Below are 13,322 nucleotides of genomic sequence, written 5' to 3'. Positions count from 1 at the left end.
TTTATGAATCTGAGCTATGAACGTATTCATGAACAAGATACAGGTATAATGCTGGACCTGTGGAACCGGAACATCGGAGCTCTTTTTCCGCTGGATGAGCAGCTTCTGCGGCAAAACGTATTCGGACTCGGCACGGCTAGGCCAACGGAATTGACTGGCGCCTACGCCAGTGACACGAAGGAACTGATTGGCATGATCGCCTATCAGCAGCAGACCGCGCCGATGGGCCTCGTACCCTCCGATCCTACCGTTGGTACGATTCGGTTCCTGATCGTGGATTTTCGTTATCGCAGACAAGGTATTGGCACTCGATTGCTTAACGATGCAGAAAACCATCTTCGCTCGTCGGGGGTTCAATCATTGCAACTGGGCGGAGAACTGAGGCACTTCTTCCCCGGTATCCCTTCGATTTGCCAAGCGGCGCGGGACTTTTTCCGCAAACATGGCTATGAAGAAGGCGGCGCTGCATACGATTTGATCGGCGACCTTAGCCGGACGAATCTTCATGAAGCCATTAAGCCGAAATGGCGGACGGATTATGAACGTTATGTCGTCACGGAGATGCAACAAGAAGATGAAGAGGAAGTTATGGCTTTCTTCAAACGAAATTTTCCCGACCGTTGGTATGAAGAAATGTCGGCGTTTCTGACGAACGTAGCCCAACATGAGCATGTTGCCATACTGAAAGAGAAGGGCGGCAGCCGGGTCATCGGCTTTAGCCGCATTCACGACAAAACGTCCCGTTTCATCGGTTCATCAATTTACTGGCGTGGGCAGCTTGGCGACGATTTCGGTGGGCTGGGGCCGATCGGCTTGGACGGGGAATATCGGAAGCACGGTTTGGGACTCTTTTTATTGTATAAATCATTAGAAATGTTGCAGCAAAGAAATGTAAAATATTGTATTATTGATTGGACCGTATTATTGGATTTTTATGGATTTTTCAATTTTATCCCTTGGAAAGAATACGTCCTTTCAAGCAAGATGCTGACTGCAGCTAGGGAAGGTGAACATTGTGAGTGATTCGGTTTTTGAAAAGGTAGAGAAGGGGTTAATCGTATCCTGTCAGGCACTGGAGCACGAACCGCTGTTTGGCTCCGAAATGATGGCGAAAATGGCGAAAGCGGCCGAAATGGGCGGGGCAGTAGGAATCCGGGCAAATACGGTTCAGGATATCGCGGCCATTAAGCGGGAAACCTCGCTGCCGATCATCGGGCTGATCAAACGGGACTACGATGGCAGCGACGTTTTCATCACGCCGACCCTTCGTGAGGTGAAAGAGCTCATGGAGGTGGGCGTCGATCTGGTCGCCCTGGATTGCACGCGGAGAAACCGCCCCCATGGGGAGAAGCTTGAGGATATCATTCAATATATGAAGCAACATGGACAAAAGGTCATGGCGGACATCTCGACGCTGGAGGAAGCCCTCTACGCCGAATCGATCGGCGTCGATTGCGTATCAACGACCTTGTCCGGCTATACCTCTTACTCGCCGAAGCAATCGGGTCCTGACTTCGACTTGGTAAAGGACGCAGCATCCCGTTTACGTATTCCCGTGATAGCCGAGGGAAAAGTTTTTATGCCATCCGAAGCATCAAAAATGTTAAAATTAGGTGCGTATGCAGTAGTTGTCGGATCGGCGATTACGAGACCGCAGCTCATTACGGAAAGGTATGTAGACGACGTTAGAAAGGCGTTGGGGTAATTGGATTTAAATGCGCAAATCAGGAGCTATTTTCCTTCGCTAACCAAATCGGAACAAAAAGTTGCCCAGCGCGTGCTGGATCACGCGGATGAGGTCATATTTCATTCGGTTACGGAACTGGCTGAGCACTCCAAAGTTGGGGAAACGACGGTCATCCGGTTCTGCCGCAAGATAGGATTTAAGGGTTACCAGGAATTCAAACTGGCTCTGGCGCAGAATCAGACCTACAAGATGATGGAAGCCACTAAGAACGACGAAGGAAGCGCGGAAGACTTTATTCAGGTCATTAGCAACAGCGCTATTCATGTTCTGCAAGTCAGCATGAGCTTATTGGACAAGCAAAAATTGCACGAGGCGATCGATCTGATCGATCAGGCGCGCCATATTCAATTTTTTGGCGTGGGTTCTTCTGGAATAACGGCGCTCGATGCGAAGAACCGCTTCCTCCGGATCGGCCGCCGTTCGGAAGCGACGGCGGATAGCCATATTCAGGCGATGTCGGCCGTTCTGCTGGAAGAGGGCGATGTGGCCATCGGCTTCTCTGTTTCGGGAAGTACGATGGATACGAACGATATTCTTGCCAAGGCGAAGAAAAACGGCGCCAAAGTGATTGCAATTACGAATTACGCCAAATCACCGATAACGAGCATTGCCGATATTGTGCTGCTGACGGCCGGGAAGGAATCTCCGCTTGAGGGTGGATCGATTACGGCCAAAATTTCGCAGCTGTTCGTCATCGATCTCATCTGCGAAGGCTTGTCCTTGAAAGATTCGAACCGGGCGAAGTCGATGAAAGAAAAGACGGCCAGAGCGGTAATCGACCGGATTTATTAGCAGCCTGAAAGGTGTGTGAGCTTCTTGAAAGTGATAGGAATCGACATCGGGGGCACATCCATTAAGGGACTTGCCGTAGACGAAAATGGCGTTATTCTTGGACAATCCCGTACTGCAACGGATGCTTCGCAAGGCAAGGATCATATTGTTGAGAAAGTGAGAGAAACGATCCGGGTCCTGCTTGATCAGCATCCCGATGCGGAGGCGATCGGCATCGGCACGGCGGGGCGAGTCAATACGATTACCGGACAGGTCGTTTACGCTACGGCAAATTTGCCCGGCTGGCAGGGCTTCAATATCAAGGACTGGGTGGAGTCCGAATTTCGTCTCCCGACGGCTGTCGACAATGACGCCAATACAGCATTGCTGGGCGAGCAATGGCAGGGTGCAGGCAAGGACTTGTCGGATATCGTGATGCTTACGCTCGGGACGGGCGTCGGCGGCGCCAACATGATCGGCGGCGAACTCGTTCGAGGCGCGGATTGGAACGGTGGGGAATGGGGACATGTCGTCCTCATTCCGGGCGGACACCCTTGCAACTGCGGTCGGCAGGGCTGCATCGAGCAGTATTTATCCGGCACTGCGCTGGTGAGACTAGCTTCGGAAGCTGCCGAGCATGCGTATTCGTCGGGCCAGGAGGTGCTTGCTGAGTTTCAGCGCGGAAACCTGCGGATCGTCGAAGTAATGGAACGTTATGTGTTCCATTTGGCGCTGGTGCTGCACAATTTGCATATCGGGATCAATCCCCAATCCATCGTCCTTGGCGGCGGGCTGATCCATGCCAAGGAATTATGGTGGGATAGCTTGATGGAGCAGTTCAAGGATATGAGAGCGCCGGAGGTCGATGTCCGGCCCGCCTTGTTGGGAAATCAGGCCGGTGCCATCGGCGCGGCAAAGCTCGCATTTTCCATGATGCGGGTTTGATGAATAAATGGTTTTGGACCCGTTCCGGTTATTGAGGAGCGGGTCATTTTCATGATTGGCTAAATCTTTTGCTGACGCTCATCTTCCTTTTGGTATTTTTCGATTCTCCAATTGACCGGATGTTTTTGGTGCATTTATGGTGCATACCGCTACGAAAAGTGATAAGATTGTAAAAATGATTTTTAGTACGCAAGGATGGAAGGGGAGTTAGGAAGCGAAATGGAAAATGCGAAAATGAGAAGCGACATGATCAAGAAGGGCTTTGACCGCGCTCCGCACCGTAGCTTACTGCGAGCGGCGGGAGTAAAGGAAGAGGATTTCGGCAAACCGTTTATTGCCGTCTGCAACTCGTACATTGATATCGTTCCCGGCCATGTACACCTTCAGGAATTCGGTAAAATCGTCAAGGAAGCGATCCGTGAAGCCGGCGGCGTTCCTTTTGAGTTCAATACGATCGGCGTCGATGACGGAATAGCCATGGGGCATATCGGGATGCGGTATTCCTTGCCCAGCCGTGATATCATCGCCGACTCCGTAGAAACAGTGGTCAACGCCCACTGGTTTGACGGCATGGTCTGCATTCCCAACTGCGACAAAATTACCCCAGGTATGATGATGGGCGCACTTCGTGTCAATATCCCGACGGTATTCGTCAGCGGCGGCCCGATGAAAGCCGGCCGTGACAGCAAAGGCAACGCGCTATCCCTGACGTCCGTATTCGAAGGCGTTGGTGCGCACCAAGCCGGACAACTGGACGATGCCGGTCTTTTGGAGCTTGAACAATACGGCTGTCCTACCTGCGGTTCTTGCTCCGGCATGTTTACCGCCAACTCCATGAACTGTTTGGCGGAAGTACTCGGCCTCGCCCTCCCGGGCAATGGCACGATCCTCGCCGTGTCTCCGGAACGGAGGGAATTTGTCCGTCGTTCGGCTACGCAACTGATGGAACTGATCAAGCTGGACATCAAGCCTCGGGATATCGTCACCGAGAAAACCATCGACAACGCCTTCGCTCTGGATATGGCAATGGGCGGCTCGACCAATACGGTGTTGCACACCTTGGCACTGGCTCAAGAAGCAGGCATCCATTACCCTATTGAACGGATCAACGAAGTGGCGAAACGCGTTCCCCATCTGTCTAAGCTGGCTCCGGCTTCCCAGTACCACATCGAGGACCTGCACAATGCCGGTGGCGTCAGCGCCATTCTGAACGAGCTGTTCAAAAAGGAAGGCGCGCTGTATGGCGAATGCATCACCGTAACGGGCAAAACCTTGCGGGAAAATGTCGCCGGCTGCGAAATCACGGACGAAGCGGTCATTCATCCGTTGGATAACCCGCATAGCCCGGAAGGCGGCTTGTCCGTTCTCTTCGGAAACCTGGCACCGGAAGGCAGTATTATCAAGGTAGGCGCCGTAGATAAATCTGTCGGCAACTATTTCAAAGGCACCGCCATCTGTTTCGATTCCCAGGAAGATGCTTTGTCCGGCATCGCCAATGGCAAAGTGAAGGAAGGCCACGTCGTGGTCATCCGCTACGAAGGACCGAAGGGCGGCCCAGGCATGCCGGAAATGCTGGCTCCCACCTCGCAAATCGTCGGCATGGGTCTCGGCACTAAAGTCGGCTTGATCACCGACGGGCGTTTCTCTGGCGCATCCCGCGGCATCAGCATCGGACACATTTCTCCGGAAGCGGCGGAAGGCGGTCCTATCGCTTTTGTTCACGATGGCGACACTATCGAGTTGGATTTGGGCAATCGGACCATCCATTTGGAGATCAGCGACGAAGAAATGGCGAAGCGTAAAGCGGAATGGAAGGGCTTCGAGCCGAAGATTACCACCGGTTATCTCGCCCGCTACTCGAAGCTGGTCACCAATGCCAGCATGGGTGGCGTACTGAAAATTTAATCGACAAAAGGAAGAAGCCTGTCCGGGAACGTTCGCGTTCCTTGGACAGGCTTATTTTTTGCGTTTAGGCATAGGGTGAGGAACCATTAAAGGTCTGTGAAATTAACGACTCCGATAATGGGCATCAGAAAAGAAGCAAGCTCGGCGGCAGCCGCTTCCGGTAGACCGAACACATACTCTAAATAGCCTTCCTCTTCCAGGTCGTCGGCTCCGAGAATGACGGTTTTCCCGTTTTGCAGATCCGTGACCAATTGCTTGCCGAAGAAGCGACTGGTGCTGGTGATGGCCAGATCGAAGCGATGCATGCTGGCGGTGATAAATGAAATGAACCTGGTGGAAGTAGATTCGGTCGTGTCGTATAAGAAATCAAATTCATCCTGCAGCATGGGCCACCTCGTTTTTTAAGGGTAGAGTTTAGTTTTAGATATCAGAAAGATCATCTTCAAAGCACCGGCTTCCTGATATCGCAAGAAAAACAACCTCTAAAAGCGATCTGTCTTCTTTGAGTTGCTTCGATATTTGTTTATCTTTAGATATCAGAAAGACTATCTTCAAAGCACCGGCTTCCTGATATCGCAAGAAAAACAACCTCTAAAAGCGGTCTGTCTTCTTTGAGTTACTTCGATATTTGTTTATCTTATGATAGCATTCCTCTATTTGATTTGTAAAAAAGAGTGGAAAAGGGGCTTGTAAACGGTTTACAGTCATGCTAAAATAAAGCCAATTTCAGGAAAAACGAGGAAGCACCTCGTTTGCCTTCGGGCAAACGGGGTGCTTTTTGTTTTATCCTGATGTTATTCAATATGCGGAGGTGCAGGATGAATCTTATTTTTGCCAACACGTTTGAGAAAAAGCTAGACGAGAATCGCGCCCGTTCCGCCCAGGTTTCCATAAGCGAGCATCAAGGGGCTTGGACGGTATTATGGTCGGAGATGGATGGAGAAGCCCATCCCGTTCAGGAAATTTGGTTTGAGGGGACGCCGTGGACCGATATGCTTGATGCGTTCCGCAGTGGAGTGAAGAGGAAGCTGGGAGAGGGATATGTGCCGTTGATCGAAGGTATTGAGGGAAGAGAGCGCCTGCGTTTTCAAGGCAGCCGGAGGATGCAGACTTTGTGTTATTACGCCGATGTTAACGGAAACGAAGAGGCTTATCAAGCTCTGAAGCTTTGGCGGCGGGAGGTGGCCCGCAAAGAAAACAAGGCGGCCTACATCGTCGCAACTAACCGCCTTTTGCAGATGATCGCTGCTTTTACGCCTCACCAAATGGAGGAACTGGCGCAAATCCCGGGGATGGGCGACAGTAGGCTAAACGCCTATGGCGAAGCGATTTTGGCGATCACCCAGAGCTATCCGAAGCAGGTGCAGTTCCCGCTGGATTGGGTCGAGGCGGAGTTGGATGAAGAGAAATTCCAAGAATGGCTCGCTCTTCAAGAGAACCGCCGAGAGCAGCAGGAAAATAGCCGTTTGGAGATGAAGCGCCAGCTTCTGGAGTCGCTGCATCACGGTGCAACCCTTGCAGCTATTTCCGACCAGACCTCTATTAACCGGCGGGATATCGTCCTGGCTGTCGAACAATTGGACAAAGAGGGGTATGACATCAGCAACTGGGTGGAGACAGAACTGGGAGAGATCAGCCTCGACGAGCTAGTGGCAGCGGAGCGCTTGTTCCGGGAACTGGGCGATCGTTATCTGAAGCCGGTGGTGAGCCGGATGTACTCGGAAGAGGAACTCGGCAAAAAGGACGTCAACCGGGTGTACGAGTGGCTGCGGCTGTACCGGTTGAAATACCGCCGAATGGCGAGCTGAGTGTGACATCGCGAGTTCGCGGGGATTGATTTTAGGCAAGGGGGAGTAAATTAAAAGGCAAATCCGCCAAGAATCACGAGAATACAGGAAAGAGGGCGATGCAGAAAGCTAAGCTCAGACAACAGTGCATGGGAGCGAATGTCGTTAAGAGTTTGATAGTGTATGAAGCAAACGAACGGGTACCGCAAGAGAAAAGGCATAGTACGGCAAATCGCCGCACTATGCCTCGTTTTTTAGATGAGATGAAATTCGTCAATTGAGACCCGCGATATGGGGTTCTCCCACGACTTTCAGCCATTCTTTCGCGATGACTTGATGGCCAACCGCCGTCGGATGAACGCCGTCCCATATCCAATAAGCGGGTTCGGCGACTTCTGCCGCACGGTTGAAGGCTTCTTGCAGCGGTACGAAAATCGCACCGTATTGATCGGCCAGCTTGCGCACGGTTTCCTGGTACCGGTTAATCCCGGCCTTCCACTCTTCCCAATTCTCGGAGGTTGCCCCTGTCTTCAAGAGGAACGGCTCCATAAGAACGAGCTTTGCATTCGGCAGTACTTCCTTTGTCTCCTCAAGCAGATGCCGGTATGCCCGTTCAAACCGGTCCGTGGCGCCGCTGGGTTCTCCGGACATCGTCCGCCATAGATCGTTGACGCCGATTAAAATGCTAATCAGATCGGGCTGCAGCGCGATTGCGTCTTCGTTCCAGCGAGCGTACAGGTCGGACACCCGGTTGCCGCTAATTCCCTTATTGATGAAGATAGGCTTGCTTGCAGCAAGCTCTTCACCCAGCTTGGCGGCAATGATGTACGGGTAGCCGTGGCCTAAAATATGGTTCAAATCATCGTTTCGGCCCCGGGCTCCGTCTGTGATGGAATCGCCCTGGAACAGTACGGTATAACCTTTCGTTTCAGTCATAGGATTGAACGCCTCCAAGCCAAGGTTTAGTCCTTGCATTTCCAAACGTATCATGACGTGCAGTCGAACGCAACCATATGCTGCCGTTTATTTTGGCAGCTTGTTCTTGTACTCCAACGGGCTGCAGCCGACACTTTCTTTGAACACTTTGGAAAAATAATGCTGATCGCTAAAGCAGAGGGTATCCGATATTTCTTTGATCAGCATCTCCGGTTTTGTTTCCATCAGCCTGCGCGCCTCGTTAATTTTCATACTCGTGTAATACTGCACAAAGGTCAGGCCGGAGTATCGCTTCATGATGCGGCTGATATAAGAGGGGCTGATGTGGAATTCGGCAGCCAGGTCCTGAATGCTGACGTTGGCATACAGATTCATGCTTAAGTGGCGCTCCATCTGTTCGAACAGCTCGTCACCGCTTTTTTTATTCTTCAGGATAATGTCCTGAAACGTCTCTTCGGCCTGCCTCAACAATTCCGCGCAAAAGGATTCATAATCCTCCATCCCGTACAAACGCGTGAAATCACCGAACCGCTTCGTCTTTTCCTCCCCGTCGACGATGGCTGCAAATGCTCCTGCAAGCTGTCCGACAAACCGCTTCAATTCGATCAGCAAGAGTCCGCTTCCTTGCCATTTGGTCAATTGTTCCGAAAGCATGAGAGAAAACCGTTCCTTATTATACTGCTCTATGATGGTTGTATAGACCCCAATGAGCTTGTTGATCTCTTCAAAGGATGGGGTCGGATAGAGCCAAGGCTGGCCGAAGTCCATCACAATCGGTTTGAATACGGGAAGATGGTCATCGAGACGGGGGGAGAATGCCCGTATTTTTTCCGGGATGAGGTTCCAAGGCAGCGGGTCAAAGCTCCCTCCCAAGGAAACCGTCATACCTGCCGCAAGCAGTTGCCGGCGTAAGTCTTCGAGTTGCGCGGCGGGAGCTCTGTCGGTTTTTACCCAAGTTTCATCGGCCAAGAGCAACAGTTGTCTCGGCTCGGAAGACGGCAGAACCCATAATGCTTCCGGGTTATTCAGGCATTCAGCGACAAAAGATGGCGTCAGCTCGGTCGTACTCCCCGTTAACGGCTGTTTGTGGATCACGATCCATACCTTCGGGTTTTCATAAAATGACGGCTGAAGCTCCACATCCCGCCAATAGTCTTCGTCCACGATGCCTCTAAACAGTGAAACCGCTTGGCTCTCCGCCTCTTGCAACTGACGAATTACCCGCTCCATCACCTCGATCAGTTGCCCACGCGTAATCGGCTTCGGCAAGTAATCGATGACTTGCAGGCTCAGCGCCTTGCGAATGTATTCGAAATCGTTGAAGCCGCTGATCAGAATGGCCTTCAGATTCGGACGGATTTGTTTAGCCTGTTCAATTAAGGTCAAACCGTCCATTTTGGGCATACGGATGTCTGTCAAAATAATATCGATGGGCTGATCCGCAACTACAGCCAATGCTTCTTCGCCGTTGGCGGCAGTCGCGGCAATCTGCACCGGCAAACCTGACGCTTCGAGATGTCCTTTGATGTTTCGCAAGATCGGCTTGCTGTCTTCAGCGATCAGGACGCTATACATTCGGTTAACCTCCTGCTGTCAATAGAAGTCCCTCTCCAGAGACGCGATAATTTGAACGGTCATGCCGCCGCCATCGGTATTGTTGAACATGTTGAAGAAAAGCCGGTTTTTGTACATCAGTTTAAGCCGGTTCACCGTGTTGACGATGCCCATGCTGCCGATTCCCAGGGTCTCTTTTCGCAATTCCTCTAACCCGTGATCCGATTCCTCGATTTTGTCCAAAATCTCCTTGATCTTCTCTTGTTCGATTCCACTGCCGTTATCGGTAATTTCAATGGCCCAAAGCCCGTTATACAGCTTGATCTTGATATGAATCCGCCAGGGCGGGTCCGTTTGGCTGAAGGCGTGTTCAATGCAATTTTCCACGGAGGGTTGGATGACCAGGCGAGGCAGTTGAATCGCTTCAGCGAAAGGATCCATTTCGATCTCCCAGACGAGATCGTCCTCATAATTCCGTTTGACGAGAGAAAGATATCGCTTTGTGTGCTCGAATTCCTCCAGCATATTGACGTGTTTGTATGGTGAGGAGACAATGTATCGCAAGCTTTCGGACAATTGCTGGCACATTTCGGAGACAACCTCTGATTTTCCTTCCTGGGATGCGATGCTGATCAAATAAAGCGCATTATGGATAAAATGCGGCGCGATATGAGCTTGCAAGGCGGAGTTCCGTGCCATCACTTCCTCGTGGACAGCCAACTTTTCTCTCTCGATGGAGGCCTGCAGACGTTCCAGCATATCCTCGAAGGCATTGTTAAGCAGCGACAGATCGTTGAAGATCAGCTTGTCATCGGTTTTCAGGCTTAAATTGCTGTAGTTCATCCGTATGATCTGACTGCGCAGCCTGCGTATGGGCAGGACGAAGTTGCGCGACGAAATATACACATATACAAGCGATAGGAGCATCAGAGCGGAAATAATGAAGATGGCGAAGTGTTTGATGGAATTGACGGAGCCCAGAACAGACGCTTTTGAGGTGACGATAAAAGTCGTCCATCCGCTGCTCTCTGACTTTTGATATGCGACGTAATTTTGCGCGTTGTCCAAATAGATCCCGCTGTTTGATGTGACGGCTTGCATCCGTTCGATATTGTCTTTGCTGTCCTTCGCATCTCGCGACTTCGCGATTTCCTTCCCGTAGGGATCGACGACGTAGATGGCTGAACCGACGATGCCGCTTGCCACATTTTGCAGGTACGCGTTGTCCATTTGAATGTATAAGTAGCCGTATAGCACTCCGTCGATGTTACTTATGGAGCGAATGAAAGCCAATGTGCCTTGTTCGTCGGAATACAGTACAAATTTCCTGTCATTCAGCTTGTCCGCAAATTCCTTGTCGTTTATAACCGGCAGTAGGGAAGCTGGCATGGGCATGCCGATATACGAGGCAACCGGATTTCCCCGCAGATTGTAGATAGCCATATCACGGATATCGAGGCTCGGTCCGAGGGCTTGAAACATCATGTCTTTCAGCTCGCGGACCCGAGCTAACCCTTCAGAGGCGGGAAGTGTACCGCTTTCCATTAAACTAAACAGGTTCTGGTTGGATAATATTCTTTGCGAGAGCTGATTCTGGACAGCGATGTAATCATCCAATTGCCTGGATACTTTCGTCGCCGTCAGCATCGTCTCATCCACGGTTTTCTCGCGCAAAGGCTTCACAATGAACCAATTGACATAGACAAGGAAACAGATAAGGATGACGAGCAGCAGGGGGACAAAGGTGACGATCAGCTTCGTTTGCAAGCTGGACCGGTTGGTTATCGTCCCTAAATTCCATTTCTGAGGAGCCATGGGATCATCCTTCTCATTTGGTCGGTTCAGAATTTTACACATCAAGAGTAAACCACAAACATGTACCCGGTGTCAGCCCAATTTTATAATGGATATTGTAATCGCATTCAACACAAGATACAACATATGAAGAAATGGGGGAACATACATGAGCAATAAATGGACCAAAACGTCTGCTAGTTTGCTAACCCTTGCTCTTGCCGCATCCTTGACTGCATGCGGGGCAAGCAAATCAAATGAGGGCACAGGAACCACAAGCCCAGGCGCTACGACCAACACGGCTAAGGGTGATAAAGTCACCATCGAGCTGGCGATTTCCAAAGCTTCTCAAGATTCCGCCTTCGTAAACGCGGATCTCCTGAAACAATTCGAAGATCAAACGAACATTCACGTTAACCTTCAACTGCTCCCGGCTGAGCAGGTGACCACGGTGCTGCAAACGAAGCTGGCTGTTGGGGATACGCCGGATGTCGTTCAATACAACTTGGCCGCCGCAACTCATGATTTGAACCTGGAGCGGAACTTTGAGATTCTTGACAACGAACCATGGGTTAGCCGCTTGTTGAACAAAGACGTACTTTCTGCAAGCGGACACGTCTACAGCTTCCACATCAGCCAAGACACCGGTATGCAAGGTGTTGTCTATAACAAGGACATTTTCAACGACTTGGGCATATCGATACCGAAGAACTATGACGAATTCGTCGCAGCAGCCGAGAAGATCAAAGCGAGCGGCATCACCCCGATATTCATGCCTTTCAAGGATATGTGGGCGACGAATATTTGGACCGCTGCAGCATTCGCTGACTACGCTAGCAAGAACGACCCGACTCTGTGGGACGACATCAACGCGAACAAGAAAAAGTGGACCGACACTCCTGAGTTTGAAAAGATCATCGACCAGCAATATCAGCTTTACAAAAAGGGCTTGACCAATAGCGACGCTTTGAGCGATAGCTACGACATGTCTGTCGGCAAGTTCCTGAATAAAGAAGTGGCCATGATGTTCATGGGCGACTGGCTTATCCAAGACGTAGCCAACAAAGATCCGAACATGCATCTCGGACTGTTCCCGATCCCTTACGCCAATGATGCAAAAATGGGTGCCAGCCCTCTTGGCGGCCAATTGTTCATTCCTAAGAAAGCCAAGCATATGGAAGAAGCGAAGAAATTCCTCGATTTCATCGCATCGAAGGATGTCGCTCAGAAAATCGTTACGGATCAGAAATACGTATCCAACTTGAACGATGTGACCACGCCTGAACTTCCGGCTTACAAGCAAGAGCTCGTCGATCAGTACATCACGCCGAAGAAGACCGTCATTACATCGGACGCTTACATGCTCGTCGATATCAGTGAGCAATACCGTTACTATCAAGACATCTACGCGGGCACCAAAACTCCGAAGAAAGCTCTTGAAGCTTGGGACAAGAAGTTTGCACAACTTATGAAAGATAAAGGCATCGCCGGATTCTAATCAGAAAAAGCGGATTAGGACAGAACAAAAGCCCAAAGGCTTCGTTCTGTCCCCTTCCGTTATGGAGAGTGGATCATGAAAATTACAAAGAAACTATACCCGTACTACCTGGTGCTGCCGGCTTTACTGATCTACGTCATCTTATTCGTCCTGCCTACGATCATCGGTCTTTTCTATTCCTTTACGGATTGGAGACTGGACCGGACGGCTATCCATTTTAACGGGTGGGCGAATTTCCATACCATCTTTTCCGATGAGACCCTTATTCTCGCGCTGCGGAATACGCTTATTTTCGCCATCGTTACGGTTATCGGAAAGAACTTGATCGGTTTGTTGCTTGCCGTCGTATTAAATATGAAGCTGAAGACCCGCAACGGACTAAGGG

At 50.7% G+C, this 13,322-nt stretch carries 12 protein-coding genes; 8 read left to right on the top strand and 4 right to left on the bottom strand.

What is annotated here, in order from left to right:
* Positions 1–3: 3 nt before the first annotated feature.
* The 5 genes from TJ79_RS11030 (at position 4) to ilvD (ending at position 5,368) form a co-directional block, all read left to right on the top strand.
* Positions 4–1,023 carry a GNAT family N-acetyltransferase gene (locus TJ79_RS11030; RefSeq protein WP_052339495.1) on the top strand — a complete coding sequence of 340 codons (1,020 nt, stop codon included), beginning with the start codon at positions 4–6 and terminating at the stop codon, positions 1,021–1,023.
* Positions 1,013–1,705 (top strand): N-acetylmannosamine-6-phosphate 2-epimerase, encoded by a 693-nt coding sequence (locus TJ79_RS11025; protein WP_040950406.1) that lies wholly within the window; start codon positions 1,013–1,015, stop codon positions 1,703–1,705. Before TJ79_RS11030 ends, TJ79_RS11025 begins: the two co-directional genes overlap by 11 nt.
* The gene (locus TJ79_RS11020; RefSeq protein WP_040950366.1) at positions 1,706–2,539 is read left to right on the top strand and encodes a MurR/RpiR family transcriptional regulator; all 834 of its coding nucleotides are present in this window, start codon (positions 1,706–1,708) and stop codon (positions 2,537–2,539) included. It abuts the gene before it with no gap.
* A 30-nt stretch (positions 2,540–2,569) separates the two neighbouring features.
* On the top strand, positions 2,570–3,463 hold the full coding sequence (locus TJ79_RS11015) for an ROK family protein (protein ID WP_238322961.1): 894 nt from the start codon (positions 2,570–2,572) through the stop codon (positions 3,461–3,463).
* Positions 3,464–3,682: 219 nt separating this feature from the next.
* Positions 3,683–5,368, top strand: coding sequence for a dihydroxy-acid dehydratase (gene ilvD / locus TJ79_RS11010; protein ID WP_040950364.1), 1,686 nt, complete (start codon positions 3,683–3,685; stop codon positions 5,366–5,368).
* A gap of 86 nt (positions 5,369–5,454) precedes the next feature.
* Here ilvD and TJ79_RS11005 read toward each other — a convergent pair whose 3' ends face one another.
* Entirely contained in the window at positions 5,455–5,754 is a 300-nt protein-coding gene (locus TJ79_RS11005) for a DUF3055 domain-containing protein (protein WP_040950363.1), read from the bottom strand.
* A gap of 432 nt (positions 5,755–6,186) precedes the next feature.
* Here TJ79_RS11005 and TJ79_RS11000 point away from each other — a divergent pair, with 432 nt between their 5' ends.
* Positions 6,187–7,176, top strand: coding sequence for an HRDC domain-containing protein (locus TJ79_RS11000; RefSeq protein ID WP_040950362.1), 990 nt, complete (start codon positions 6,187–6,189; stop codon positions 7,174–7,176).
* A gap of 252 nt (positions 7,177–7,428) precedes the next feature.
* On the opposite strand, the gene TJ79_RS10995 is transcribed toward TJ79_RS11000, so the two are convergent.
* From TJ79_RS10995 to TJ79_RS10985, 3 genes are all read right to left on the bottom strand, one after another.
* Positions 7,429–8,091: an SGNH/GDSL hydrolase family protein gene (locus TJ79_RS10995; RefSeq protein ID WP_040950361.1), complete on the bottom strand. Its 663-nt coding sequence runs from the start codon at positions 8,089–8,091 to the stop codon at positions 7,429–7,431.
* Positions 8,092–8,178: 87 nt separating this feature from the next.
* A complete protein-coding gene (locus tag TJ79_RS10990) occupies positions 8,179–9,666 on the bottom strand; it encodes a response regulator (protein WP_040950360.1) in 1,488 nt (495 codons plus the stop codon).
* 18 nt (positions 9,667–9,684) lie between these two features.
* A complete protein-coding gene (locus tag TJ79_RS10985) occupies positions 9,685–11,460 on the bottom strand; it encodes a sensor histidine kinase (RefSeq protein WP_052339493.1) in 1,776 nt (591 codons plus the stop codon).
* Positions 11,461–11,608: 148 nt separating this feature from the next.
* Between TJ79_RS10985 and TJ79_RS10980 the strand changes: the two genes are divergently transcribed.
* Together TJ79_RS10980 and TJ79_RS10975 are read left to right on the top strand one after the other, a co-directional pair.
* Positions 11,609–12,937: an ABC transporter substrate-binding protein gene (locus TJ79_RS10980; RefSeq protein WP_040950359.1), complete on the top strand. Its 1,329-nt coding sequence runs from the start codon at positions 11,609–11,611 to the stop codon at positions 12,935–12,937.
* Positions 12,938–13,012: 75 nt separating this feature from the next.
* The coding region (locus TJ79_RS10975; RefSeq protein ID WP_040950358.1) for a carbohydrate ABC transporter permease at positions 13,013–13,322 on the top strand (310 nt) is incomplete at its 3' end.

The organism is Gorillibacterium massiliense (assembly GCF_000455485.1).
In the GTDB taxonomy this organism is placed as follows: Bacteria; Bacillota; Bacilli; order Paenibacillales; family NBRC-103111; genus Gorillibacterium; species Gorillibacterium massiliense.
This window is presented reverse-complemented; position numbering and strand designations above follow the sequence as displayed.